General features: G+C 64.5%; 24 protein-coding genes. 11 read left to right on the forward strand and 13 right to left on the reverse strand.

Translation table 11 applies throughout. The features are described from left to right. The first annotated feature begins 19 nt into the window (after positions 1-19). Positions 20-1,732: an MFS transporter gene (locus BJY26_RS07250; protein ID WP_179426946.1), complete on the forward strand. Its 1,713-nt coding sequence runs from the start codon at positions 20-22 to the stop codon at positions 1,730-1,732. A gap of 33 nt (positions 1,733-1,765) precedes the next feature. Here the strand turns inward: BJY26_RS07250 and BJY26_RS07255 are convergent, their stop codons facing one another. Together BJY26_RS07255 and BJY26_RS07260 are read right to left on the reverse strand one after the other, a co-directional pair. Further along, positions 1,766-2,785 carry a Gfo/Idh/MocA family protein gene (locus BJY26_RS07255; protein ID WP_179426948.1) on the reverse strand — a complete coding sequence of 340 codons (1,020 nt, stop codon included), beginning with the start codon at positions 2,783-2,785 and terminating at the stop codon, positions 1,766-1,768. An 18-nt stretch (positions 2,786-2,803) separates the two neighbouring features. Further along, on the reverse strand, positions 2,804-4,267 hold the full coding sequence (locus BJY26_RS07260) for a sugar porter family MFS transporter (RefSeq protein ID WP_179426950.1): 1,464 nt from the start codon (positions 4,265-4,267) through the stop codon (positions 2,804-2,806). Between the two features lie 236 nt (positions 4,268-4,503). Between BJY26_RS07260 and BJY26_RS07265 the strand changes: the two genes are divergently transcribed. Continuing rightward, positions 4,504-5,832 carry a short-chain fatty acid transporter gene (locus tag BJY26_RS07265; RefSeq protein ID WP_218852318.1) on the forward strand — a complete coding sequence of 443 codons (1,329 nt, stop codon included), beginning with the start codon at positions 4,504-4,506 and terminating at the stop codon, positions 5,830-5,832. A gap of 34 nt (positions 5,833-5,866) precedes the next feature. On the opposite strand, the gene BJY26_RS07270 is transcribed toward BJY26_RS07265, so the two are convergent. The 4 genes from BJY26_RS07270 to BJY26_RS07285 are packed head-to-tail and all read right to left on the reverse strand — an operon-like array spanning position 5,867 to position 10,351. Continuing rightward, positions 5,867-7,204 (reverse strand): APC family permease, encoded by a 1,338-nt coding sequence (locus BJY26_RS07270; RefSeq protein ID WP_179426954.1) that lies wholly within the window; start codon positions 7,202-7,204, stop codon positions 5,867-5,869. An 18-nt stretch (positions 7,205-7,222) separates the two neighbouring features. Beyond that, positions 7,223-8,848 (reverse strand): amidohydrolase, encoded by a 1,626-nt coding sequence (locus BJY26_RS07275; protein ID WP_179426956.1) that lies wholly within the window; start codon positions 8,846-8,848, stop codon positions 7,223-7,225. A gap of 40 nt (positions 8,849-8,888) precedes the next feature. Then, complete coding sequence (locus BJY26_RS07280) at positions 8,889-9,275, reverse strand: VOC family protein (RefSeq protein WP_179426958.1); 387 nt, start codon at positions 9,273-9,275, stop codon at positions 8,889-8,891. A 59-nt stretch (positions 9,276-9,334) separates the two neighbouring features. Further along, positions 9,335-10,351, reverse strand: a complete 1,017-nt coding sequence (locus tag BJY26_RS07285; protein ID WP_179426959.1) for a LacI family DNA-binding transcriptional regulator — start codon at positions 10,349-10,351, stop codon at positions 9,335-9,337. A 111-nt stretch (positions 10,352-10,462) separates the two neighbouring features. Between BJY26_RS07285 and BJY26_RS07290 the strand changes: the two genes are divergently transcribed. The 3 genes from BJY26_RS07290 (at position 10,463) to BJY26_RS07300 (ending at position 14,420) form a co-directional block, all read left to right on the forward strand. Continuing rightward, entirely contained in the window at positions 10,463-11,641 is a 1,179-nt protein-coding gene (locus BJY26_RS07290; RefSeq protein WP_179426960.1) for a Gfo/Idh/MocA family protein, read from the forward strand. After that, on the forward strand, positions 11,638-12,639 hold the full coding sequence (locus tag BJY26_RS07295) for a sugar phosphate isomerase/epimerase family protein (RefSeq protein ID WP_179426962.1): 1,002 nt from the start codon (positions 11,638-11,640) through the stop codon (positions 12,637-12,639). The genes BJY26_RS07290 and BJY26_RS07295 overlap by 4 nt, the downstream gene beginning before the upstream one ends. A 116-nt stretch (positions 12,640-12,755) precedes the next feature. Next, a complete protein-coding gene (locus tag BJY26_RS07300; RefSeq protein ID WP_179426964.1) occupies positions 12,756-14,420 on the forward strand; it encodes a thiamine pyrophosphate-binding protein in 1,665 nt (554 codons plus the stop codon). A 186-nt stretch (positions 14,421-14,606) separates the two neighbouring features. Here the strand turns inward: BJY26_RS07300 and BJY26_RS07305 are convergent, their stop codons facing one another. Then, a complete protein-coding gene (locus BJY26_RS07305) occupies positions 14,607-15,119 on the reverse strand; it encodes a DinB family protein (RefSeq protein ID WP_179426965.1) in 513 nt (170 codons plus the stop codon). A 71-nt stretch (positions 15,120-15,190) separates the two neighbouring features. Between BJY26_RS07305 and BJY26_RS07310 the strand changes: the two genes are divergently transcribed. From BJY26_RS07310 to BJY26_RS07325, 4 genes are all read left to right on the forward strand, one after another. Continuing rightward, positions 15,191-15,799, forward strand: a complete 609-nt coding sequence (locus BJY26_RS07310; RefSeq protein ID WP_237249059.1) for a GNAT family N-acetyltransferase — start codon at positions 15,191-15,193, stop codon at positions 15,797-15,799. Positions 15,800-15,912: 113 nt separating this feature from the next. After that, complete coding sequence (locus BJY26_RS07315) at positions 15,913-16,545, forward strand: hypothetical protein (RefSeq protein ID WP_179426967.1); 633 nt, start codon at positions 15,913-15,915, stop codon at positions 16,543-16,545. A gap of 5 nt (positions 16,546-16,550) precedes the next feature. Beyond that, on the forward strand, positions 16,551-17,204 hold the full coding sequence (locus tag BJY26_RS07320; RefSeq protein ID WP_179426969.1) for an ABC transporter permease: 654 nt from the start codon (positions 16,551-16,553) through the stop codon (positions 17,202-17,204). Next, entirely contained in the window at positions 17,194-17,517 is a 324-nt protein-coding gene (locus tag BJY26_RS07325) for a transcriptional regulator (protein WP_372465382.1), read from the forward strand. Before BJY26_RS07320 ends, BJY26_RS07325 begins: the two co-directional genes overlap by 11 nt. Before the next feature lie 60 nt (positions 17,518-17,577). Here BJY26_RS07325 and BJY26_RS07330 read toward each other — a convergent pair whose 3' ends face one another. Further along, positions 17,578-18,606: an amidohydrolase gene (locus tag BJY26_RS07330; RefSeq protein WP_308191264.1), complete on the reverse strand. Its 1,029-nt coding sequence runs from the start codon at positions 18,604-18,606 to the stop codon at positions 17,578-17,580. Then, entirely contained in the window at positions 18,606-18,830 is a 225-nt protein-coding gene (locus BJY26_RS19535; protein ID WP_308191261.1) for a hypothetical protein, read from the reverse strand. Before BJY26_RS19535 ends, BJY26_RS07330 begins: the two co-directional genes overlap by 1 nt. A 102-nt stretch (positions 18,831-18,932) precedes the next feature. Here BJY26_RS19535 and BJY26_RS07335 point away from each other — a divergent pair, with 102 nt between their 5' ends. Then, on the forward strand, positions 18,933-19,412 hold the full coding sequence (locus tag BJY26_RS07335; protein WP_179426971.1) for a nucleoside deaminase: 480 nt from the start codon (positions 18,933-18,935) through the stop codon (positions 19,410-19,412). A gap of 40 nt (positions 19,413-19,452) precedes the next feature. Here the strand turns inward: BJY26_RS07335 and BJY26_RS07340 are convergent, their stop codons facing one another. From BJY26_RS07340 to BJY26_RS07355, 4 genes are read right to left on the reverse strand one after another with little or no spacing between them, the layout of a single operon-like run. Beyond that, positions 19,453-20,085 (reverse strand): class I SAM-dependent methyltransferase, encoded by a 633-nt coding sequence (locus BJY26_RS07340; RefSeq protein WP_218852319.1) that lies wholly within the window; start codon positions 20,083-20,085, stop codon positions 19,453-19,455. A 37-nt stretch (positions 20,086-20,122) separates the two neighbouring features. Continuing rightward, the gene (locus tag BJY26_RS07345) at positions 20,123-20,905 is read right to left on the reverse strand and encodes a creatininase (RefSeq protein WP_179426973.1); all 783 of its coding nucleotides are present in this window, start codon (positions 20,903-20,905) and stop codon (positions 20,123-20,125) included. A gap of 54 nt (positions 20,906-20,959) precedes the next feature. After that, entirely contained in the window at positions 20,960-21,358 is a 399-nt protein-coding gene (locus BJY26_RS07350; protein ID WP_179426975.1) for a universal stress protein, read from the reverse strand. A gap of 34 nt (positions 21,359-21,392) precedes the next feature. Beyond that, the gene (locus BJY26_RS07355; RefSeq protein ID WP_179426977.1) at positions 21,393-22,859 is read right to left on the reverse strand and encodes a purine-cytosine permease family protein; all 1,467 of its coding nucleotides are present in this window, start codon (positions 22,857-22,859) and stop codon (positions 21,393-21,395) included. Positions 22,860-22,967: 108 nt separating this feature from the next. Here BJY26_RS07355 and BJY26_RS07360 point away from each other — a divergent pair, with 108 nt between their 5' ends. Beyond that, entirely contained in the window at positions 22,968-24,473 is a 1,506-nt protein-coding gene (locus tag BJY26_RS07360) for a PucR family transcriptional regulator (RefSeq protein ID WP_179426979.1), read from the forward strand. Positions 24,474-24,569: the final 96 nt, after the last annotated feature.

Genomic DNA, 24,569 nt, shown 5'->3' on the forward strand with positions numbered 1-24,569 from the left:
GGAAAGAGGACTTCAACACATGAGTGCCACCAGCACACAGCAAGGGCACGGCTCCAGCCCGAGCCTATTCAAGCAACCCGGCGCCGTTTGGGCAGTTGCCTTCGCCTGTGTCATTTCTTTCATGGGAATCGGGCTGGTCGACCCGATCCTTCCGGCGCTCGCCTCGCAACTGCACGCCACACCGGCACAGGTCTCGCTCCTCTTCACCAGCTACCTCGTCGTCACTGCGATCGCGATGATCGGCGTCGGCTGGCTTTCGAGCCGGATCGGTTCGAAGAACACGCTCATCCTCGGGCTCAGCCTGATCGTCGTCTTTGCGGGGTTGGCCGGTACCTCCGACACGATCGCCGGCATCGTCGGATTCCGTGCCGGTTGGGGCCTCGGCAACGCGATGTTCATCGCCACGAGCCTCGCCGTCATCGTGGCCTCCGCATCGGGCGGGTTCTCCGGCGCCATCATCCTCTATGAAGCAGCCCTCGGCATCGGCATCGCGGCCGGCCCGCTCCTCGGCGGGTTCCTTGGCGACATCAGCTGGCGCGGGCCGTTCTACGGCGTCGCCGTGCTGATGGCTATCGCATTGGTCGCCACGCTGCTTTTCGTGCAAAAAACGCCAAAGCCGGTCGAAAAGTCCTCGCTCGTCGCGCCCATCAAAGCGCTGCGTCATCGCGGCCTGCTCACCATGGGCATCATGGCCCTGCTCTACAACTGGGGCTTCTTCACGATGCTCGGCTACGCGCCGTACCCCATGCACCTTGAGGCCATGCAGCTCGGCCTCGTCTTCACCGGATGGGGCATCCTGGTCGCCATCTTCGCGGTCTTCCTGGCTCCCCGACTGCAGCGTCGGTTCGGCACCGCCCCCACGCTGTACGCGAATTTGGTGGGCCTCGGCATCGTCATGTCGGTGATCGCGCTGGGCATCCACAATCCAACCGTGATCATCATTGCCGTGATCGTCAGCGGCGCTTTCATCGGCATCAACAACACGCTCACCACTCAAGCCGTCATGCTTGTCGCACCAGTCGATCGCCCGATTGCGTCATCGGCTTACGGCTTCGTGCGCTTCATCGGTGGCGGGCTCGCGCCGTTCGTCGCCGGCAAGATCGCCGAAGCCACCGATCAAAGCGTCGCGTTCTACGTCGGGGCGGCCGCCTTCATCATCGCCATACCGGTGCTCGCCTCCGGACACCGGCTGGTCACCGCTGCCGAAAAGGGCCAGCAGGAACCCGATGAGCCCGGCGCCTCGGTGGAGCTCGTCGTGGGATCGGCCGAGACGGAGTCGGCCGGGCCGGACCGTCCGGTGATCGTCGCGGTCAATGCGGGCCCCGCCGCCGACCAGGTCGTCGACGCCGCCGCCGAGCTTGCCGCTCGCGAGCACGCGCCGCTCGACGTCGTCCACGTGCGTGAGACCGAGATCGTCGAAGAACTCGCCGTCAGCCCCGAAACTCCCGACGAAGCCATGGATGCCGTGCGGTCGCAGCTCGCGCGGGTCAGCGACTTCGGCGTTCCGGTGCGCGGGCTGCTCTTGCACAGCGTGGGTGACCATATCGACACCGGACGGGCGCTTGCCGAGCACGCGGACGCCGTCGGCGCTCGCTCCGTCGTCCTGGGGCGGTCGGCCCGCGGCACCATCGCCAAACTGGTCGAGCGTCATCTCGCCGAAGCCGAAACCGACAAGGACTCCGGACGTCGGGAGGTCGTCCTGGTCGATCCGGCCGGCAGTACCGTGGAGTAACGACCCGGCCGGCCTGCTCGTGAGGTGCGGTAGTCAGATGCGAACCGGCCGGCCGGTCTCGAGCGATTCCTGAGCGGCGTCCGCAACCCGGCTGGCCACTATCGACTCGGCCGGCGTGCACGGATTCTCGATCTCGCCGCGGATGAGCCGGCAGAACGCGACAAGCTCGGCCCGGTATGCCGCAGCGAATCGTTGCTGGAACACCGTAGGAGGCGCGCCGGTCGGGAAGGTTGCTCCCGGCTCGGCGGACTTCAGGGCCGCCGAATCGTCGAGCCCGACCGCGAGGGTCTGCTTCGACCCGCGCACCTCGAGACGGGTGTCGTGCCCGGCGCCGTTAAAGCGGGTCGCCGTAGCCGTGGCAAGAGTGCCGTCCGCCAGCGTCATCAGTGCAATCGCGGTATCGACATCACCGGCCTCCTTGATGGCGGGGTCGCCGTTGTTGCTGCCGCGCGCGAATACCTCGACGATGCGCCGGCCGGTAAGCCAGGCGATGATATCGAAATCGTGCACGCTGCAGTCGCGGAACAGTCCGCCGGACGTTTTGATGAAGTCGATCGATGGCGGCAGCTGGTCGGCCGTAACGGCGTCGAGCGAGTGGATCCACCCGAGCTCACCGGCGTCGAACGCTGCTTTCGCGGCCAAATAGCCGGCGTCGAACCTGCGTTGGTGGCCGATCTGGACGACCCCCGACATTCGTTCGATGTCCTCCAGCAGTTCCATGCTCTGTGCGGACGTCGGGGTGAGGGGCTTTTCGCAAAACACGGGCAGTCCGGCGCGCAATGACGAGAGAATGAGTTCGGCGTGCGCGCCGGTCGGCCCGGCGATGACCACGCCGTCGATCCCGCGGGCCAGTAAATCGTCAACGTCCGCGGCTACCGTGACGCCGAAGTCACGGCCCGCTGCTTCGGCGGACGGCCGGTAGGCGTCGGCCACGACAACTTCGACGGACGAGCCGCCGAGATGACCGCTGCCGAGATGATCGCCGCCGAGAGCGAGCGCATTCTCCACGTGCATGCGCCCGATGCGCCCCGTTCCGATGATTCCCAAGCGCATATCCGGTGATCCCCTCACTTATTTGGCGGAGTGTCCGGCGTGGTCCGAGATCGTGTAGATCGCGCCGGTCGTGACGTCCTCTTCAAGCTCTTCCAGAGTCCGGCCGCGGGTCTCGGGTACTTGGGTGATGACAAAGATGAGCGCTATCACGCCGACGCCGGCAAAGAGGAAGAATGTGCCGGTGATTCCGACAGCGTCGACCAGGGGGAGGAAATACAGCGACAGGAACCCGTTCGTGATCCACAGCATCAGCACCGAAATGCCAATGCCCAGTCCGCGCATATGCAGCGGGAAAACCTCGGAGAGATAAACCCAGACCGCCACGTTGAGAAATGTCTGCATCGAGCCGACGAAGGCAACCACCAGAAACAAGATCACGTACGGCCGGACCGGGTTGCCGGCCGGCAGTATGATCGACGACAGGCCGATGAGCAGATGGCACGCGGTCGTCAGGCTGAGCCCGATGATGAATGTCTTGCGTCGATCGAGACGATCCATCAGTTTCAGGGCAATGATGCCGCCGATCACGGCGATAATGCCCGGTGCGATATTGGCGATGAGCGCTGCGCTTTGATCGAAGCCGGATTCGATGAGCACCGTCTGTCCGAAATACATGATCGAATTGATGCCCGTGAGCTGCTGGGCGATACCCAAGCCGATGGCGATGAGCAGGATGCGCCGGAGCCATTTGTTGGCAAAAACCGCTCGGAGTCCGATCTGGTGCTGGTGTTCTTCTTCTTTCTTGACGTTCTGGACGTCGGCAACCTCGGCAACGGCTCGGTCATCGGTCCGCACTGTCTTCAAGACCGTGAGCGCGTCATCGGTGCGCCCCTTTTCAACAAGCCATCGCGGCGACTCGGGCATCCGTAGCATCCCCACGAACAAGCAAATCGCCGGTATCGCGCAAATGGCGAACATGATGCGCCAGACACCTTCGACGTGCCCCAGCGTCGTCCCGATGATCGCGTTGAGCACGTAGGCGGCAAGTTGGCCGGAAACGATCGCCAGTTCATTGCGTCCCGCGATGGAGCCGCGAATCTCGTACGGCGCAAGTTCGCCGAGATAGACCGGCACCACGGTGGATGCCCCGCCGACGGCGAGGCCGATCAGGATTCGGCCGGTGACCAGCAGCTCGAGATTCGGGGTGGTGACTACGAAAACCGTGCCGGCAAAGAACAGGACAGACAGCAGGATGATGGCTTTGCGCCGTCCCCAGAGGTCCGACAACTGTCCAGCGAGGAGAGCCCCCAATGCTGCGGCAAAGACCAGCGCGCTGGTGGCGACGCCTTCCGTGAACGGGGTGAGTCCGAGGTCGGCGGACATCGGGCGGAGGGCGCCGTTGATGACTCCGGTGTCGTAGCCGAAAAGCAGTCCGCCGAAACAGGCGATCACGGAGATCAAGCCGAGTCTCTTACGGTAGGCGCCCGCCACCAGCGGGGGGAGAGCGGACTTGCCTTGTCGTGAAGGTTGATCTGTGGACATGTGACTTCCTCGTCTCTTGCTGCCAATGGCTTTGGAGCGCTCCAGATTCACGGTATGACGTGCATCACTACTATGTCAAGACATACTGTCAAATAATTCTCGTTGTCGGTCGGCGTCGCGATCGCCGGCAGTCAGGCCAATTCTTCCTTGTGATAGCGTTCCCGGATACCCCAGGGCCCGCTGCAATGCACGGGCCGCTTTTTCCGGACCTTTTCGACTCATCGAGGAGATCGAACGTGCTCAAAGCAATCCCCTTGTTCTTCGACCGTCTGGTGCGTAGGTTCCTGCCGGATGCACTGCTCTTTGCGATCATCTTGACCTTGATCGTGTACGTCCTCGGCTTCGCGTTGACGGACCATACGCCGATCGATCTCGTGCAGTACTGGGGAGACGGGTTCTGGGCGTTGCTCGAATTCGCCATGCAGATGACGCTCATCGTCGTGACGGGCTACATCCTTGCCAGCACGCCGGCCATTGACAAGCTGCTGAAGAAGATCGCCGGCATTGCCCGAACGCCCGGGCAGGCCATCATCCTCGAAACTGTCATTTCGGTATTGGCATGCCTTGTCAATTACGGGTTCGGCCTGGTCATCGCCGCGCTCTTTGCCGTCATACTCGTCAAACGGGTGCCGAAGGTCAACTACCGGCTGCTCGTGGCAAGCGGTTACAGCGGATTCCTGGTATGGCACGGCGGATTCTCCGGATCGGTCCCGTTGAGTATCGCGACGAAGGGGCATCCGCTCGAGGACACGATCGGCGTCATACCGATTACCGAAACACTGTTCAGTGCCACGAACATCTTCATCGTCTTGGTATTGCTGGTCACCCTGCCGGTGATGAACCGGCTGCTGCTCAGGGCGGCCGAGTCGCAAAAAGATACGTTTGACGCGCTCCAGATCGAAGACGATCCCGCGCCGCCGGCGAAGCCGGACAAGTCCACGATGACGCCGTCCGAGCGCATGGAGAACAGTTGGGTGCTGTCAATGCTGATCGGCGCGCTGGGTCTGGCGTACACCGTCTACTTCTTTGTCGACAGCGGATTCGATCTCAACATCAACATGGTGAACTTCATCTTCCTGTTTGCCGGCATCATCCTGCACGGGACGCCGCGCAGGTTCCTCGACACGATCAGCGACGGCGTAAAGAACGCCGGCGGCATCATCATCCAGTTCCCCCTGTACGCGGGAATCATGGGCATGATGGTCTCGTCGGGATTGTCCGAGCAACTGGCGCACTGGTTCGTCGACATCTCCACCGAAACCACCCTGCCGTTCTTCACGTTCCTGGCGGCCGGCATCTTGAACGTCTTCATCCCGTCCGGCGGCGGTCAGTGGGCGGTGCAGGGGCCGATCATGATGCCGGCCGCACTCGATCTGCACGCCTCGACTGCCAAGACCGCGATGGCCGTGGCCTGGGGCGATGCGTGGACCAACATGATTCAGCCGTTCTGGGCGTTGCCGTTGCTGGCAATTGCCAAGCTGAAGATCCGCGACATCATGGGCTTTTGCGTGATGGCCCTGTTCTTGGGATTCGTGGTGATCTCGATCGGGTTCCTGTTGATCTGATCGTGGCCACCTTGCCGCGCACGCGGAGCGCTGCCTATTCGCTGAAGTCGAGCTCCGGCGGTCGGCGGCGGAACAAGCGGGTCAGACCGAGCAAATAAATGAATCCGAGGACGACCCAGCTGATACCGACGACGAACGTGATGCCGGCCAGCGACGTCCAGAGCCACAGGCATAGTAGGACGCCGATGGCCGGGAGGATCACGTATTTCACCACGGCCGACGTGCCGCGCCGGCGTTTGTCGATCATGTAGTGCTTGATGACGGCGAGGTTCACCATGGTGAACGCGATGAGCGCGCCGAAGCTGATCATCGACGAGGCGATATCGAGGCTGATCGGGATCGCCAGCAGCGAGATGACGCCCACGATGAGAGTCGAGAGATACGGCGTCCGGAACCGTGCGTGGAGCGCGCCGAACACGCGTGTGGGCAGGACGCCGTCGCGGCCCATGGCGTACAGAATCCGCGACACGCTGACTTGCGAGGCCATGGCCGACGCTATGCAGCCTGCCACGTACGCGGCAGTGAAGAACGAGGACAAAAACGCGCCGCCGGCGACCTTCATCACGTCGAGCGCCGCCGAGTCGGGATCACCGAACGACTGCCAGTCCGGGAACACGAGATGGCCGACATAGGAGACCAGGATGAAGATGCCGCCCCCGGCCAGCGTGCAGATGATGATGGCCCGCGGGATCGTCTTCCGAGCGTCCTTCGCTTCCTCGGACAGCGTCGACACGGCGTCGAAGCCGAGAAACGACAGGCACAGGATGGCGCTGCCGGCGACCACGTTCGACAGGCTCATATCCGAGCTGATGAACGGTGCCAGCAGGCTCGGCGACGCCGACGACGACACGACGTGGCGGATCGACAGCGCGATGAACACGACGATGAAGACCACCTGCACCGCGATCAGGATGAAGTTCATCTTTGCGACGAGGGTGATGCCGAGGATGTTGAGCACCGTGACGAGGATGATGGACGCCACAATCCATACCCATGCCGGCACGGCCGGGAACTGTGCGGCCATGTAGATGCCGATGACCATGTAGTTGATCATCGGCAAGAACAGATAATCGAGCAGCAGCGACCAGCCCGTCATGAACCCGAGATGCGGGCCGAAGCTCTTTTGCGTGTACGTGTACGCCGAACCGGCCTGCGGATACGCCCGCACCATACTGGCGTAGCTGTAGGCGGTGAACAGCATGGCAGCCAGAGTGATGACGTAGGCGGCCGGTAGATGCCCCTTCGTCTCGGTCGTCACGATGCCGTAGGTCGTGAAGACCGTGAGCGGCACCATATAGGCCAACCCGAACAACACGAGCGATGGCAGGCCGAGGGCGCGTTTTAAAGTCGTTGCCCCAGTTGTTGTTGGCATTGTGTCCGTCCTTTGCCTCTACACGCCGTCGCGGTGCACGATCTGTCCGTCCGTCATGGTGAGCTGCACCGGCAAATCGATGAGCTCGTCGGCCTCGGTGGTGACCGGGTCGCCGGCGAACAGGGTGAGATCGGCGCGGGCACCCGGGGTGAGGGTGCCGATGTCCGACCTGCCGAGCGCGGAAGCGGCCCAGCGGGTATAGCCGAGCAACGCCTCCTCGCCGGACAATCGCTCAGCGGGTTCGAAGACCGGCGCGTCCGGGTCGCCCGGGGTGCGCCGGAGCCTGGCCCACGCCATGCCGACCCGCGGGTCGAACGACGCCACCGGCCAGTCGGATCCCAGTGCGGTGCGTCCGCCGGCGGTAAGAATGTCCCGGATCCGAAATCCGTGCGCGGCCCTGTCCGGCCCCAGGCGATCCGCCCACGAATCGGACTCGTCGCCCTCGCGCCATTGCATGTGCAGCGGCTGCATTGACGCGATCACGCCGGACGCCGCGATCCGCCGCACTTCGTCGTCGGTCAGAGTCTCCAAATGTTCGATGCGGTGCGGAGCGCCGGATGACGCGCGGGCACCGTGCATCTCGTACGCGTCGAGAGCGGCTGCGACGCCTTGGTCGCCGCAGGCATGCGTGGCAATTTGGAACCCCGCCTCGGTGTAACGGCGGACGACGTCTCGATACCTGTCGATCGATGGCCAGAACGAGTGCCGGCCCTGACCGCAGGTGTCCGGCTCGTGCAGCCACGCCGTGCCGGTGTCGATGACTCCGTCGATGAACATCTTGATCATTGAGCACGACCACCGCCGGCCCGCGGCACCGAGCCTGGCGATATTCCCGTCCACTTCGGCATCGTCGGAGTCGGGACGGTGCCACAACGCGACTGCCAACCGCAGCGGCAGCTCACCGCCGGATTCGATGGTGTCGAGCAATGCCAGCGTCTCGGCTGTGCCGTCCATGATGGCCGCGCCCGTGAGCCCGCAGCGGTTCATTTGACCGAAGATCTGCATGCTGCGCGAGCGCCGCTTTTCCGGAGTCAACGGTGGGGCGGCGTCCAGCAGCAGGTTGTAGGCCGGCGGTTCGCGCAGCTCGCCGGTCGGGGCGCCGTCGCAATCGACAACGACTTGTGAGGTGTCGGCGAATTCCCGGGCGCCGGTCAGCCCGGCAGCCCGCATGGCGGCCCGCGTGCCAACGGCCGTGTGCAGGTCGTAGAAGAGCAACGCCGTCGGACGGCCCGACACGGCTTCCTCGAGCACTGACCCGGAGACGGGGGCGGCGCCGAAGACCTTGTAATCGAGATTCCAGCCGCGGACCCACGCGTCGTCCGGCAACCGCCCGGCTTCGGCGCGCAGGGCGGCAAGTGCCCCGGCACGATCCAGCCCGCCCAGATCGACGCCGACGGTCAAGTCGGCGCCCCAGGTGGGGTGTGCATGCGAATCGATCAGGCCGGGCGTGAGCGTGGCTCCGGCGGCATCGATGACATCGGCTCCCGGCGACACTGCTCGGCGGGCCTCCGTCTCGGTGCCGATTGCCGCGATTCGGCCGTGCGCGACGGCGACAGCGCTCGCGGCGGCGCCGGTATCGGTGTCCGCGCGCATCGTACGCACGCGGGCATTGACAATTACCGTTTCGGCAGGCAGCGGCCTCATGGATGTACTTTACGACCTCAACCGTCTCGGCGGCGCGATCTCAGATCCGGTCGCCCGCGATGTCGGCGGTCGCGCTGCGCAGCACACAGAACTCGTTTCCCTCGGGATCGTGCATGACGACCCACCCGGTGCCGTCGGCGTTTCGCCGGTCGTCGTACACGACGGCGCCGAGCTCGAGCAGCCGGGAGACGTCCGAGTCCCGGTTGCAGTCGGGCTCAAGGCACAGGTGCAGCCGATTCTTGATCGTCTTCGACTCCGGCACCTTCAAGAAGAGCAGCGTCTGGCCCGGGCCGATGTCGAAGCCCGTTTCGTCGTCGTCCGGCGAGTCCTCCGGGTCCATCGGGAGGCCCAGGACCCGGCTCCAAAAGAGGGCAAGAGAATACGGGTCGGAACAATCGATGCAGGTATTCCTGATGCGTGCGCTCATGTCCGACAGTCTGTAGGACCCGGCGGCGGCAGGCAAGCAAATTTGCCTGCCGCCACCGTTCACCCGCGCCGAACGTGCAACGATGCCGTCGTTTTGCGAAGAACCAGTCGCGGTTCGACGAGCGCAACCCCCGGCGGCCGTTCGGCGTCGTGCAGACGGTCCACGAGTGACAGGCCGGCTGCCCGTCCGACGTCGATGCTCCGGGCATCGACTGTCGTCAGCTGTAGCAGGTGGCTGGCCGCCAAGGAGGAGTTGTCATATCCGATCACCGAGAGATCGGCCGGTACCCGGAGCCCGGCGTCGCGGGCGGCAGCGAGCACGCCGAGCGCGGCCGTGTCGTTCGAGGCAAAAAGAGCCGTCGTGTCGGGATGAGCGGCAAGATACGCGCGAGTGGCGTGATATGCGGCGTCCTCGGTCGGCACATCGGTCGCGGCGGTCTGGGCCGGAAGGCGTGCCGCGGTCATGGCGTCGTCGTAGCCGGCCTCCCGGTCGATTGCCGCCCCGCCGGTCGTCGTGATGTGGCCGATGTGCCGATGCCCCAGGTCGAGCAGATGCCGCGTGGCCAATCGCCCGCCGGCCCGATCGTTGTTGGCGGCCACATCGGAGCCGGGGATGCGGCGAGTATGCGTCCCGACCATGACGACGGGAACGTCGTGGACGTTCATCATGTCCGCCGTCGGGTCGGTGGCCACGACGATGCCCTCGGCACGCATGGAAAGAAAGCCGTCGAGCGGGTTCTTGTCGAGTCGCGAGTTCTGCTGCAGGTCGCTGACCGCAATGCGATAGCCGGCCTCGTTCAGGCTTTCCTGCAGCCCATCGAGAAGGTCGGTGAACCACACGTTCCGATAGTCTTCGACGACGACGCCGACCGTCCGCGTCCGATTGCCGGCCAAGGCCGCTGCCGCCGAACTGCGCCGGTAGCCCAATGTCTCGATCGACTCGAGAACCGCCAGTCGCCGGGTCTCGCTGACTTTCGGCGAGCCCTGTAGGACGAGCGACACGAGCGATTTCGACACGCGTGCGTGCTCGGCGACGTCGTAGATCGTCGGCTGACGATCCGGGCGCAGGGAAGTCATAGGCGTCGGTGCCTTCCGGTGAAGAACCATTGACAGGTCATAACGACAATAATACTGTTTTCAAAATGGAGCGCTCCAATACGCGCCATCCTCATGTCAAAGGAGAACTTCATGGCCGACAGCCTCGGAATCGCCGTCATCGGCGCAGGAATGGCCGGGCGCGCGCACGCAGCCGCGTACCGGACGGCGTCCACGGTTTACGAATCGGTGCTGCCGCCGATCCGGCTCGTCTCGATCGGCGACGTCAATGCCGATTTCGGGCGTGCCGCGGCCGACCGGTTCGGATATGCGCGCACCGATTCGTCGTGGCAGGCGATCGCCGAAGCCGACGACATCGACGTCGTCAGCGTCGTCATCGCCAATTCTCTGCACCGTGACGTCGTCACCGGGCTGCTGGAAGCCGGCAAACATGTCTTGTGCGAGAAGCCGCTCAGCGATTCGCTGGCAAACGCCCGAGCCATGGCTGACGCCGCCCGCACGGCGCCGGGCGCGGCGCGGGTCGGGTTCACCTTCCGCCGGACGCCGGGAATCGCGTTCATTCGCGATCTGATCCGGGACGGCACGCTCGGATCGGTTCGCCACTTCAGCGGCCGATACTGGACCGACTATGCAACGAGCTCGCGCGCTCCGATGAGTTGGCGCTATCAGGGCGGGCCGGGCACCGGTGCTCTCGGCGATGTCGGCAGCCACCTGACCTATATTGCCGAATTCCTCTGCGGCGAAATGAAATCCGTCAGCGGTGGGCAATTCAGCACCGTCATCACGGAGAGGCCGGAACCGCTCGGCGCCGTGACCGGGCACGATCACGTGGCCGTCAGCGACAGCTACGTGTCCGTCGAAAACGACGACGTCGCTTCCTATGCAGCGGAATTCGCCACCGGTATCGGCACCCTCGAAGTCTCCCGGGTGGCGCCGGGCCACCCGAACGGCTTGATGTTCGAAGTATTCTGCGAAAACGGCAGCGCCGTCTTCGACCAGCGCAGGCCGGGGGAGATCCAATTGTTCATCGACGACGACCGCCCCGGCACCAACGGATTCCGTCAGGTCATCCTCGGCCCCGAGCACCCGTATCTCGGCGGCGGCCTGGCCATGGACGCGCCCGGTACCGGATTCGGCCAAAACGAGGCATTCGTCTACCAAGCCCGCTCCTTCCTCGAAGAAGTCGCCGGGATCGACGAGGCCGACTCGCTACCGCGCTGCGCCTCGTTCGACGAAGGCGTGCACAATATGGAAATCCTGGCGGCGGTCGCCGATTCCGCTCAGGCCAACGGAAAGAAGGTGCAACTGTGAAACTCGGAATCTATACCGCGATCCTGCACGACCGGCCACTGCCGGAGGCGCTCGACGTGATCGCATCGCTCGGGCTGAACGCGGCGGAGATCAACGCCGGCGGATTCTTGCCGCCCGTGCACCTTCCCATCGACGACATCCTGGTAAGCCGGGCCGCACGGGACGACTACCTCGGACTGTTCGACGAAAAGGGGATCGAGCTGGCCGGGCTGAACGTCAACGGCAACCCCTTGCACCCGAACCCGTCCATCGGCCCCGTACACGCCGACGACCTGCGCCGCACCATTCGCGCGGCCGGCGTGCTTGGACAGACCCGGGTCGTGACGATGTCCGGCCTGCCGGGCGGCGAGCCCGGCGCGAGCGTGCCCAACTGGGTCGTCAACGCGTGGAATTCCGGATCGCTCGACGTGCTCGACTACCAATGGGACGAAGTAGCGGTGCCGTTTTGGAAGGAGATCGACGCGCTCGCCGCCGATAACGGCGTCAAGGTCGCCATCGAGATGCACCCGCAAAACCTCGTGTTCAACCCGCCAACGTTGAAGCGGCTCGTCGAGCGGACCGGTGGGCTGAACATTGGAGCCGAAATGGACCCGAGCCACCTCTTCTGGCAGGGGATGGATCCCGTCGCCGCCGTGCGCTACCTCGGCCCACTGCTCTTCCATGCGGCGGCCAAGGACGTGCGGATCAACGACAATGCCGCAATCTATGGCGTGTTGGACGAGAGGTTCCGCAGGCTTGGCCCGGACGAGGAACGCACAAATCTGGGCGGCGACGAATATGCCAACGCGTGGCCGGAGGATTCGGCTTGGGACTTCGTGGCGCTTGGCCGCGGGCACGACACGTCATTTTGGGCGGACTTCTTGGCAGCGCTTGCCGAAATCGACCCGGACATCGCCGTCAACATCGAGCATGAGGACGTCTCACTCGGCCGCATCGAGGGATTGGAAGCGGCTGCCACCGTATTGAAGGACGCCGTGAAATCATTGCCCGTTGCGTGATATCTTGAACGCGTCCGGTACCCGTTGACGGGTGCCGTTGCTCGGAAAAGGGGCGATAGGCGCGACGCGTCAGACATATACGGCCATCACCGTTTTGTCACGCAAGGAATCATTCCATGTCCCAGTCCATTCGCCCGTCCGATCGCACCGTCTCCAGCGAAGTAGCCCGCGCGCTGGCCGCCCACGTCACCGACTGTTTCGGACTGATGGGCAATGGCAACGCCTACCTGCTCGATGCGCTGCTGAGTGACCCCGCTCACGCGGTGCGCTTCACCGCCGTCCGGCACGAGGCCGGTGCCGTCGTGGCCGCCGACGCGTACTACCGGGCAAGCGGACGGCTCGCCGTGGCGACTGCAACCTACGGGGCCGGTTTCACCAACACGATCACGGCACTGACCGAAGCCGTGCAAGCACGCACGCCGCTGTTACTCGTGGTCGGAGACGCGCCGACGTCCGGCCCGCGGCCGTGGGACGTCGACCAGACCGGCATGGCCGCCGCAGCCGGAGCCGCGACCTTCACGCTCTCGGCCACGGATCCGGCGACGACCGCCCTCACCGCCATCGAACATGCCCTGACAAACCGTACCGCCGCGGTGCTGGCGATTCCGTATGATCTGGCCGCCGCGCCCGCAGTCGGGACGGGCGAGCTTCCGGCGGTGTCCCTACCGGAACCGCCGACGTGCGACGACGCCGCGCTGGACGCCGTCGCCGAACTGCTTGCCGGTGCTCGGCGCCCGTTCCTCCTGGCCGGGCACGGCGCATGGCTGTCCGGGGCGAGCGACGAACTGGGCCGGCTTGCCGAAGCGACCGGAGCCGTCACGGCGTCGAGCGCGCTGGGCCGCGGAAGCTTCCCGGACTCGCGCTACGACCTCGGGGTGGCCGGCGGGTTCGGGCAGGAAAAAGCCATGGCGCTCGTGCACGGTGCCGACGTCGCCGTCGTCCTGGGCGCGTCGTTGAACCAGTTCACCACCCGATTCGGCTCGCTTTTCGCGCCGGGCACGCGCGTCGTCCAGATCGATATCGGCGACCGGGCGACGAACGACCGCGTGACCGACTTCGTGCGTTCCGACGCCAAATCGGCCGCCGCCGGCCTCGCGGCACGGCTCGACGGGACGCCGTCGTCCGGCTGGCGCGAGAGCATTGACTTCGCTCCGTTGCGCGAGCGGGACCGCGGCGACGACGTCGCGCCGGACGGACGCCTCGATCCGCGCAACGTGGCCCACCGGATCGGCGAACTCCTTCCCGACGACCGGGTCGTCGTCTCCGACGGAGGACATTTCATCGGGTGGGCCAATATGTATTGGCCGGTCGCGTCGCCGGACCGGATGATGATGGTCGGCACGGCCTTCCAGTCGATCGGGCTCGGCCTTGCCAGTGTGCCCGGAGCTGCAGCCGCGCACCCGGAATCGACAATCGTGCTCACCACGGGGGACGGCGGCGGACTGATGGCGCTGGCCGATCTGGAAACCGCGGTCCGCACGGCCGGCGGACGCGGAATGGCCGTCGTTTGGAATGACACCGCCTACGGCGCCGAAGTGAACCTCTACGGGCTCAAAGGTCTCGCCGAAGAGCCCATGCGGATTCCGCAGGTGGACTTTGCCGCGGTTGCGCGCGGATTCGGTGCCGACGGCGTGGCGGTTGGGGCGCTCGACGACCTGAGCGCCCTCGCGGATTGGGCGGCGCGTCCGGCGTCCGAACGGCAGTTCCTGCTTCTCGATTGCCGCGTCTCGCCGCACGTGATCGCCCCGTACCAGCACGAGATCATCGCGGTGAACAGCTGACGGAGCGGTACGCAGCCGGCGGAGGCTGTGCGCGGCCGAGGGGGTTCACTCGACCTCTGAGCCGTCCGCCGAGTGGTGGCGAATGGCTGCGAAATCGCCGATTTCGCAGCCACTCGCCACCACTCGGCGCGGGGCCGTTGACCGTTCGCCACCACTCGGCGGGGGCCGGGGCGATCGGCTGCGCGGTTAGACGCCCGTTTTGCCGTCGATGCGTTCACGCAACAGGTCGGCATGGCCGTTGTGCCGGGCGTATTCCTCGAGCATGTGGGCGTAAATCCAGCGGAGGTTGACCTCTTGGCCCATCAAGGTGCCCGTGTCGGTCAGCGAGTGCGCCGCGCAAACCTGGCGGGCGCTCTCCACCTCGGCCCGCCACGTGTCGAGCGCGCCGCCCAGGGTAGCGTCGGCGGCCAGGTCGAACCCGCCGTCCGAACTGTTCGGGTCGGCCTGCGGATCGTAAATCGGCGGAGCGGATGCACCGGCGAAGACCCGCTGAAACCAGTTCCGCTCGACTTCGGCCAGGTGTTGGACCAGGCCGGTCAGAGTGAAGCCGGACGGCGGCACCGCGACCGTCGCGGCCTGCTCGTCGTCCAAGCCTTCGCACTTGATGGCGAGAGTGGCCCGGTGAAAATCGAGCCAACCTTCAAGCGTTATGCGTTCGTCGGCGTTCAGCGGGGGCATGGGGCGTTCAATGGCTGTCATACGTCCATCATGGCAAGCCGGTCCGACATTAATCGGATGAAGTGCCGGTTGCCGGATGAAACACTGAAGCCATGACCGAACGAGACAGACCTCGGCAGCCTGTGCGCGGAATGGATCTTGCCGATCTCGACTGGCCGGTGAGTACCGACCGGTTGACCATCAGGCCGGCCACCGCGTCCGATGCGGATGCGACGTGGGGGTACCACCGGCTCGAAGCCGTCTGCCGCTGGATGACGTATTTATCCTCGAGTGCGGACGAACACCGAGTGCGCTTCACCGATCCGCTCCGGCTTGGCCGAACCCTCGTCATCGAGCATGGCGGAACGGTGATCGGCGACGGCAAGATCGATATTGAGGATCCTTGGGCGCAAAACGAGGTCGTCGAGCAAGCGCGTCGGACTCAGGCCGAACTCGGCTGGTGTCTGGATCCGGGCTATACCGGCCGGGGCTACGCGACCGAAGCAGTTGCCGAAATGATCCGCATTTGTTTCGAGGAGCTCGGTTTGCGCCGGGTGACGGCCCTGTGTTTTGCCGATAACGAGCCCTCGTGGCGGCTGATGGAACGGGTCGGAATGCGGCGCGAAGCGCACTACGTGGCCGATTCGCTACACCGGAGCAAAGGATGGGTCGACGGATTCGAGTACGCGCTGCTCGCCGGCGAATGGCGTGCCCGGCGCTGAAACCCGCAGAAACTGGTAGTCATTCGCTTGCCCATTTTAAGTTTGTGGTGCAAACTTAACTCAAGTTTGCACCACAAACTACGGGGGAAGCCTTGAACAAGTCAGCAGCTGCCATGGCAAACATTCAGCCGTCCGCTTCGATGACGGCCCGTCCGGAGCAGACCCGCCAAGATGCGCGGCCGGCGAGCCGACCCGATCTCCTCGTCGGCAAGGCACACGGCAAAGACGTCGCCGCCAACGGCATGGTGATGGGAATCGCCGCAATCGCGTGGTTCGGCTGGGCACACCAAGCCGAAATGGCCGCATTGCAGGTCCCGCTCGCCTTCGGCATGGCTGCCGGCCTGGCGCTCGGAATCGTGTGCTTCACGGCCCGCCGCCGATTGGGCGGACAAAGCGTCCACGAAACGAACACCAAACGCGCAAACACCGTGTATTACGCCGCAGTGGGGTTCGAGGTCGTCTTCGCCTTCGGCGGCGCAATCACGCTCGGCAAGCTCGAACATCCCGAATACATCATCGCCTGGATCATGGCGGTCATGGGTATCCACTTCCTGCCCCTGGCACGCCTCTACCGGATCCGGGAGCTCACGTTGACCGGCGCCCTGTGCATCGTCGCCGGTGCGGTCGGCGCGATCACCGGCCTCACCGGCTTTCTGGCACCGGCGGTCATTGCCGGAGTCGGCGGAGGAGCGGTCCTCTTGGCCACCGGCATCGTCTGCGCCGCGCGCCTGCGCCGGGCTTGGTGAACGAGATGACAGGCAACGGAGAATCGCCGAGCGGCCGGACGTCGTCCGAGGCGTCTTTCGATGCGGCGAGCGCCGCTCGCCTGGTGGAGTCGGCCCAGAAAACCATGGGGCAGGCGCTCGACGTCCGGCCCGCAGCGCAATATTTGGCCTGGGGGTTGGCCTGGCTGATCGGGCTTGGAACGATGTGGCTGACGGTTGTCGCCCGTGACCCCTATGTCGGCCCGGCGGGCTGGACGACGGGATTCCTGATCGTCCTGCTTGTCGCAGCACTCGCAGTGACAAGCGTGTCGACAGCACGCGCTACCGAGGGTCTCGGCGGCGTCAACGCCTATCGCGGCCGCGTGTTCGGCGCGGCCTGGGGCGTTGGATTCGCCGGTTTGTGGCTCGGCATCTTCGCAGTGGGCATGCACGGCGCGCCGCCGTTGACGATGGGGCTTTTGACCGGTGCCGGATCGATCGGGTTGACCGGGCTCATCTATTTGCTCGGATCGGCGCTCTGGGTCGACAAGTTGATGACGTGCCTTGGCGGCTGGCTTGTCGCAGTCGCCGTTGGCGGCGCGTTCGCCGGACCGGTCTGGCTGCTCGCTCTCGGTGCGTTCGCCGGCGGAGGCGGATTCATCGTTGCGGCCGCGCTGGCATGGAGACGTCGTGGCCGCTGATTCCGAAGTCCCGGCCGCCGGTGCCGACGCCCCGGCCGCCTTGGACCCCGTCATTCACGCGCCGGCCCGTTTACGCATCATGGCGAGCTTGGCCGGTCTGGCCGACGGCGACACCATCAAGTTCCCGCGCCTGCAAAAGGTGCTGGGCATGACCGGCGGAAACTTGATCACACACATCCGCAAACTCGAAGGCGCCGGATACGTTCGATCCGAGAAGGCCGGACGCACGACAACTTTGTCGCTCACCGACTCGGGAAGAGCGGCGTTCCACGCATACCGGCAATCCTTACGGGACCTGCTGGGCAGCGACTAATTGCCTTGCTCGTGTCTCTCCTCCCCGCCGAGTGGTGACGAATGGCTCTCTCCCTGCGGGTCAATTGCCCAGCCAAGCCAGCGCTGCCACCGTCAACGCGGCAGTTCCGGTGTCGAGCGTCGGCTGAATGACAGGGGCGAACTGAGCCGAGTGGTTGACGGGGATGTCTTGGGAAATCCTTCCGGACTTTTCGGCTTGCTCGTACTTTTCCGGATCCGTGCCGCCGACGCCCCAGTACGTGTATGGAATGCCAAGGGCGTTCGGGACGTCGCTGAAGTCCTCGCTCGCCGTCTGCCGGGGGAGTGTCGATGCCCTGTCGCCGAAATAGTCCGAAAACGCTGCAGCCACCCGGTCGGTGACGCCGGAGTCATTGTCGGTGACGGGGAACTGGCCGAACAGCTCGAACTCGGGTTCCTTCGGAGATCCGGACGCCTGGCATTCGGCCGTCACGATGCGCTTGATGGCAGTCAAAATCGTCTCGCGTGACGCCGGGCTGTAATCCCGGATGTTCAACTCGATCACGGCATGGTCGGCAATGACGTTGCTCTTGGTGCCGGCGCGCACGCTGCCGACCGTGACGACAGCGAACTCACCTGGAGGAAGCTCGCGGGAGACGATCATCTGCAACCGGATCACGATCATCGACGCCAACACGACAGGGTCGACGGCGGCCTGCGGCATCGAGCCGTGCGCGCCGCGCCCGTACACGGTGATCTTCATGCTGTCGGCCGACGACAAGAACGGACCGGGCCGGGTGCCCAGCCGTCCGGACGGGAACGCGAGCACGTGCTGGGCCAGCGCGGCGTCCGGCGTTCCCGTCGCGTGGGCGAGGCCGTCGTCTACCATCGCCTGAGCGCCGTCGCCAAGCTCCTCGGCGGGCTGGAACAGCGCGACGACCGTGCCCGACCAGCTGTCCCGGCTCTCGGCCAGTAGCTGCGCCGCCCCGAGAAGACTCGTGACGTGGACGTCGTGACCGCACGCATGCATCACCGGCACGTCGTTACCGCCGGCATCTTTTGCGGTCGCCGTGCTGGCATAGGGCAGACCCGTCGCCTCGGCAACCGGCAGCGCGTCCATGTCCGCCCGCATCAGCACGCGCGGACCCTCGCCGTTCGCCAGGACGCCCCGACCACGCCGGTGCCTCCGATCCCGCTCGTCACCTCAAAGCCGAAATCGCTCAAGCGTTTCCGAACGATCTCGGCAGTCCGGTGCTCTTGATGGGACAACTCGGGATGGGAATGGAGATCCTTGTAGAGGTCTTCTTGCCAGCCGCGTATCGAATCCAACTTTGCCAGTACATCGTGAGTCGTCATCGTCCAACCTCCTCGTGTTGGGTCTGCGCGCAGCCAGAATACGCCGCCGGCGCGTTCGGGATGGGATAGTGGTGCGAGACGACCCCCGGAGAAGGAGACCTCATGCCGGCAGCATCGGATCCAACGTCGTTCCTCGCCCCCGAGGACCGCCGTTTACTCGACCTTGCGATCGAACAAGCCGAACTTGGGTGGGACGAAGGCGGGGTGCCGATCGGCGCGGTCTTGGCCCGCGGCGGCGAGGTGCTCAGCGTCGGACGCAATCGCCGAGTCCAACAAGGCAGCGCCATCCTGCACGGCGAGACCGACGCACTCGAGCGGGCCGGCCGTCAGCCGGCGACTGTGTACAAGGAGTGCACCTTGTACACGACGCTTTCGCCGTGCTTCATGTGTGCCGGCTGCGCCCTGCTGTACAAGATTCCGCGCATTGTGATCGGTGAGAACCGAAATTTCTCGGTATCCGAAGCCCTGCTGGCCGAGCACGGAGTCGAGCTTGTCGTGGCCGACGATGAGCGGTGCGTCGATTTGATGGATCGCATGATGACCGAGCGCGGCGAGATCTGGAACGAGGACATCGGGGAGTGAGCCCGCTCAAGCGACGGTGACGCTCATTCGGCGGGCGCGTTCAAGCGGATGCGGCCTGATGGCGGGCATGGAGAAGCGTGTCAATAGCGACGGCCCCGTCCTCCGGCGGACCTTCGGGGTCGGCGCGGGTATCTCGCTCGATGCGTTCGGCTGTGACGATGCGTAGACCGCTTGCGGCGTCGCGGAGCAGCTCGGGCGTGTAGAGGATGGCCGGATCCTGCGGCCCGCCGGCGCCGCGGGTCAGGTTTTCGCGGTCGTGACCGATCACTATCAGCGTTCCGCCGTCCGCCAGCCACGAAGCAGCGCGTCGGACGGCGTCCTGAATCTCGGGCTCGCTCACGTGCAGGTAAGTCATGGTGATCAGGTCGAAATCGCGAGTCGGTGACCACGTCGTCACGTCGCCGCGCTGCCAATCCACGTCGACGCTGCGAGAGACGGCGTGGCCGCGCGCCAGATCGAGGCCTTCGGTCGAAAAGTCGACACCGGTCACGTGCCATCCGCGGCCGGCGAGCCAAATCGCGTTGCGGCCGTCCCCCGAGGCAAGATCGAGAGCAGTGCCCGGCGGCAGCTCGTCGGCGATTTGTCGAAGCCGCGAATGCGGAACCGCCGACCACAGCGATCCGCTGTCGGCACGCGCCGTCCGGTACCGCTCGTCCCAGCCATGTGCGTCCACGTCGAACCTCCGAAACGCAGTGTACAACTGCGAGCGGTCAGGTGCCGGAGTCGGTGAGATCGAACTCGGCAGCGATTGCGCCCGCCATAGCGGACGTCGCACGGTCGAGCAAAAGCTTACCCTTCTCGGCGCTCGCGTTTGCGCCGGACGACAAGCAGCCCGACGCGGGCGTGAGCTCGGGGCGCACCGGCAGTACATCATAATTCGGCAATTCGGCCGGCGGCACGTCGTCGACTTGCGTCATGTCGACTCGTTCGGGAAACAGATGCAACATCAACGACGTTTCGAGGACCCCGCCGTGCTCCAAGTCCCAGCCGGTGAACCCGTCGGGGTAGAGCTCGTCGATTGTGCGGTCATCGACGAAGTCCCAGTAGGACAAGAGCATGACCGTGACATCTTCCGTGCCGCCGTGCCGAAGCTCGCGGAGGGCAAGATCCACTCCTTCGTACAAAAACTGATAGTTCTCGAAATGCCCGTTGATGATGCCGATCTTGCCGGCTCCATGTCGCGCGAACTCCAGAACGAGCGCTTTTGCAATGGCAATGACCGTCTCAGCGTCCAAGCTAGTCGTGCCGGTCAGGTGGTTTCCGCCTCCGGACCGCTGCTGAGACTTGTATCCGTAGACTATCGGCGGGGCAACGATGGCGCCGATCTGTTTGGCCGTTCTGCCCGCCATGGCTCGTGAGAGCAGGACGTCGACGTTCAACGGCATGTGCCTGCCGTGTTGCTCGATCGACCCGGCCGGAATAAGCACGGGGGCACCGGCTGCGATCTTCTCGCGGTAGCTGAACGCATCCAACTCGTCCATGTACTCGGTCATGGCTCGTCCTCTCGTCTGTCGAAGCCGGTCGTCTGTCGAAGCCGCTCCAGGCCGTCAGGCGGCTTTGACCGCCAGCACCGGGCACTCGGCGTCCAGCAATACCGCTTGCGCCGTACTGCCGAAGATCATCTTGCCAACCGGGGAGCGTTTGCGCAGGCCGATCACGATGAGAGAAGCCCCGAGATCGGTAGCGGTCTGTACGATCTCTCCGGCGGGATCCTGGCCCCGCAGCGGCTGCCGAATGTCGTAATCCACGCCCGCAAAATCAAGCTGCCTGCGAATTTGAGCCAGCTTCTCCGGAGCGGCGATGGACTTATCGCCTTCCAACGGGTCGCTGCGGGAGGCGTTGACCACTATCAGCTTTTGGCCGCCGTCGCGCCGCGCTTCGATTATCGCTCTGTCGAGAGCTGCGTTTCCCTGGCTCGTCGGAACATATCCAACAACTATTGTCATGAATTTTCCGTTTCTCGTGTGATGGAACCGGCCCTTATTTTGACTCGAGCTTGGCGGCGTAGCGGAAATGGGTGCGGGGGCCGAAGATCGCGTAGATGCCCGCGCTGACGACGAGGCCGGCGAGCCATGACAGATCCAATCCACCCATGGCCGTGACGAGCGGACTCTGCAGTGACTTGAACGCCTGTGCCATGAAGAGCCAGGTCGCGAAGATCCCGCCAAGTAACGCCGCCACGCCCGCCCAATTGATGTCGGGCAGTCGCTTCGTGCCGACCGGATCGAACAACCGGTCGGGCGCAATGGGGCGGACGCGGTTCAGCCAGTAATAATGCACAAGCATTAACCCGCCCCAGGAGGCGACCCAGGCGACCAGCGAACTGAGGAAGCTGTCCAATACCGCGGCCAAGTCCTCTTGGTAAATGAAGAAGATGACGGCGATGAACGAGAAGACTCCGACGAACAGGTTGAGGATATTCCGCTTGATCCGAATATCGAGTGCTTGCGTAGCCACCGAGAACGTGTAGATGTTCAAGATATTGGTGGCGATCGGGCCGTGGATCACCAGAAGCAGCACCGGGATGGCGAGTGCGCCGAAGTTTTGAACGACCAACTGTCCGGGATCGACGGTTTGAGATTTCGTTGCCAAGCTCGCGCCGAGCACGCCGAGCCACACGACCGGAAGGAACTGGCCGAAGGTCGATGCCAAATATAGCTTGCGGCGCGGCACCCGATGGCTGACGAACCTGGAATAGTCGGCAGCGTAGGTGAACCAGGTGATGCCCCAGCCGATGCCGATCACCGTCATCACCGAACTCATGACGGCGAGACGTTCGGTTCCGTGGAGAATGTGTCCGGGTGGGCCGGCGTATCCCCAGTCGATATGCAGTCCGAACCAGGCGAACAAGGACATGGCGATCAGGATGAGGATTGTCGGCGGCACGGTCCACCGCTCGAAGGCGGCAATGGCGCGGTAGCCGAACCAGGCGATAGTCACCTGCGCGGCCATCAAGAAGGCGGCAGTGCCGATCTTCCACCCGTAGTTGTTCTGGGCAGGATCCAGCCAGTGAAGTTTGCCGAACAACGCGAGCACGAGGTCGAGGATGACGTAGGTGTTGATTGCACACCAGCCGATGGTCACGAGCGCTTGAATGGCGGCTGGCAGATAGTCGCCGCGACGGCCGAACGCGGCGCGGGCCAGCACCATGCCGGTAGCCCCGGTCTTTTGCCCGAGCAGTACGAAGAACCCGAAGATCGACATGCCGATCAAATTGCCGATCACGATGACGATGATCGTGTCTCGGAAGCCGAGTCCTAGATTGATGCCCAAGGCGCCGAGCACCCAGTTGATCGGGGCGAGATTCGCTCCGGCCCAGATCCAGAACTGACCTCCCACGCGTGTGGTGCGCGACTTTTCCGGAACTGCCTGAAGTTGATCTTCGACGTCGTGGGACGGACTCGAATCCGGCGCTCCGGTGGATGAGTCGGAAAATTGCACGGTCATCGAAACCTCCGTTGGTCGATTTGTGCCAGCCTATGTGTGGTCGGTCACATCGACAACGGCTAATCTGTCAAGCAAGTTGTGCAATGTGGTTGACGGAGTGTCGCGTAGGTGAATTTACAAGAAGTATTGGAGCATGAATCACTGCGTCCTGCCGATCCGATAGTTCGCGCCGGAGCGAATTCCTTGGCCGGCAGGCCGGTGCGGTGGGTTCATTCGAGCGAAGTGCTCGACATTGCATCGCTTTTGCGCGGCGGCGAACTGCTGCTGTCCGGTGGCACGGCGTTATCCGCGGCTACCAGCGCACGCCGGCATCGCTATATTCGCGAGCTTGCCGCGAACCACGTTACGGCGCTCGGCGTCGAGACCGGGCCCGACCTGCCGGAACTGCCGGCCGATCTTATCCGCGCGGCCGTCGAGGTCGATTTGCCGCTGATCGAACTGCGGCGCGTCGTTCCGTTCGTGGAGGTGGCCGAATCGATCAACAGCGTGCTGGTAAGCGATTCGGTTTCCATGCTGCAGCGCGCGGACGACGTCTCCCACGCCGTTGCCGTCGAGCTGGCGAACGGGGCGGGGCTTCGTCAGCTGCTCGAAGTGATTGCGTCGGAGCTCGCGGTGTCGGTATCGCTGTTGGTGCCGGGAACGCTGTCCACCGAGCTGCTCGGGGTCGCGGGTAAAGCTGCCGACCCCGGTGCCCCGGTGCAGACTATCGACGTCGGGATTCCGCTTCGGGGAATCATTGCCGCGACGTTGCGGATGGACGTGGTCGTGCCGAAGCAAGTCTCCCTGGCCCGAGTGGTCGGAGAACGTGTAGTCGATGTGCTGGCTCTTGCGCTCTTGCAGCAGCGACCGCCGTCGCTCGGTGATATCGCCGGTGTCGAACTCATTCGCGCGGTTGCGGCCGATGAGCGCGAATCGGCGCTCGTGGACATGTGTGGGCCTGCCGGCTTCAGGCCGGACGCACCGGTCGTCATGCTCTCGGCCCGGGCAAACGATACGAACAGGCTGCGAAGCCTTGTCGGTCGCGTCCTGTTACGCACTGCCGAACGCGCAGTGCCCTACGCGAATCCCGGTGAGGTAATTGCCGTCGTAGCGCTGTCCAATGCGGGCGGGCATCGCTCGAGAGCCGCGTTGGTCGCCGACTTGCGCAACGGCATCGGCGAATTGAACGCGGCAATTTGCATCGGACCGATGGTCGAGAGCATCCGAGGTGCCGCGTATTCGCTGGCGCAGGCCCGGCTGACGTTGGAGCTCGCTGCTGCGAGCGCGAGTAGGGCTGAGGTATTTGACTCGGACGGGTTCGTCGTCGACCGCATGATCGCCGAGAATTTGTCTTCGAATTCGAAGTCCCGGTTGGTCGGAGAATTGCTTGGCGAGTTGCTCGCCCACGATGCGCGGCGCGGCACCAGGCTTGGGGAAACTCTTGAGGCGTGGTTGCGGTCCGGTTGCAATACGGCCGAAACCGCTCGGACGCTGTACCTGGAACGACAATCACTGCACAACCGGCTCCAACGGATATTTGCACTGATCGGCGGAGACCCGCGAAACACCGGGCGAATCGCCGGTCTGGTCGTCGCGCTGCGCGTTGCGCGACAAATTCCCAGCAAGTACCACTGACGCATAAATTTTGCTGCGGCGCTTGACGGTGGGGCACGTCACACTTAACGTTTGAATGCAACACAGTTGTGTTGAATGCAACATTTCGACGAATGG

It is taken from the genome of Spelaeicoccus albus, from assembly GCF_013409065.1.
Taxonomy (GTDB): Bacteria; Actinomycetota; Actinomycetes; order Actinomycetales; family Brevibacteriaceae; genus Spelaeicoccus; species Spelaeicoccus albus.

What these genes read in the sequence shown, in the direction of transcription:
- BJY26_RS07355 (WP_179426977.1), bottom strand. Translation starts at nt 22,859, where the DNA reads ATGACCGTGCAATTTTCCGACTCATCCACCGGAGCGCCGGATTCGAGT.
- BJY26_RS07260 (WP_179426950.1), bottom strand. Translation starts at nt 4,267, where the DNA reads ATGTCCACAGATCAACCTTCACGACAAGGCAAGTCCGCTCTCCCCCCG.
- BJY26_RS07280 (WP_179426958.1), bottom strand. Translation starts at nt 9,275, where the DNA reads ATGAGCGCACGCATCAGGAATACCTGCATCGATTGTTCCGACCCGTAT.
- BJY26_RS07320 (WP_179426969.1), top strand. Translation starts at nt 16,551, where the DNA reads ATGACAGGCAACGGAGAATCGCCGAGCGGCCGGACGTCGTCCGAGGCG.
- BJY26_RS07310 (WP_237249059.1), top strand. Translation starts at nt 15,191, where the DNA reads ATGACCGAACGAGACAGACCTCGGCAGCCTGTGCGCGGAATGGATCTT.
- BJY26_RS07285 (WP_179426959.1), bottom strand. Translation starts at nt 10,351, where the DNA reads ATGACTTCCCTGCGCCCGGATCGTCAGCCGACGATCTACGACGTCGCC.
- BJY26_RS07330 (WP_308191264.1), bottom strand. Translation starts at nt 18,606, where the DNA reads ATGCGGGCGGACATGGACGCGCTGCCGGTTGCCGAGGCGACGGGTCTG.
- BJY26_RS07275 (WP_179426956.1), bottom strand. Translation starts at nt 8,848, where the DNA reads ATGAGGCCGCTGCCTGCCGAAACGGTAATTGTCAATGCCCGCGTGCGT.
- BJY26_RS19535 (WP_308191261.1), bottom strand. Translation starts at nt 18,830, where the DNA reads ATGACGACTCACGATGTACTGGCAAAGTTGGATTCGATACGCGGCTGG.
- BJY26_RS07255 (WP_179426948.1), bottom strand. Translation starts at nt 2,785, where the DNA reads ATGCGCTTGGGAATCATCGGAACGGGGCGCATCGGGCGCATGCACGTG.
- BJY26_RS07250 (WP_179426946.1), top strand. Translation starts at nt 20, where the DNA reads ATGAGTGCCACCAGCACACAGCAAGGGCACGGCTCCAGCCCGAGCCTA.
- BJY26_RS07335 (WP_179426971.1), top strand. Translation starts at nt 18,933, where the DNA reads ATGCCGGCAGCATCGGATCCAACGTCGTTCCTCGCCCCCGAGGACCGC.
- BJY26_RS07315 (WP_179426967.1), top strand. Translation starts at nt 15,913, where the DNA reads ATGGCAAACATTCAGCCGTCCGCTTCGATGACGGCCCGTCCGGAGCAG.
- BJY26_RS07305 (WP_179426965.1), bottom strand. Translation starts at nt 15,119, where the DNA reads ATGACAGCCATTGAACGCCCCATGCCCCCGCTGAACGCCGACGAACGC.
- BJY26_RS07270 (WP_179426954.1), bottom strand. Translation starts at nt 7,204, where the DNA reads ATGCCAACAACAACTGGGGCAACGACTTTAAAACGCGCCCTCGGCCTG.
- BJY26_RS07290 (WP_179426960.1), top strand. Translation starts at nt 10,463, where the DNA reads ATGGCCGACAGCCTCGGAATCGCCGTCATCGGCGCAGGAATGGCCGGG.
- BJY26_RS07300 (WP_179426964.1), top strand. Translation starts at nt 12,756, where the DNA reads ATGTCCCAGTCCATTCGCCCGTCCGATCGCACCGTCTCCAGCGAAGTA.
- BJY26_RS07345 (WP_179426973.1), bottom strand. Translation starts at nt 20,905, where the DNA reads ATGACCGAGTACATGGACGAGTTGGATGCGTTCAGCTACCGCGAGAAG.
- BJY26_RS07350 (WP_179426975.1), bottom strand. Translation starts at nt 21,358, where the DNA reads ATGACAATAGTTGTTGGATATGTTCCGACGAGCCAGGGAAACGCAGCT.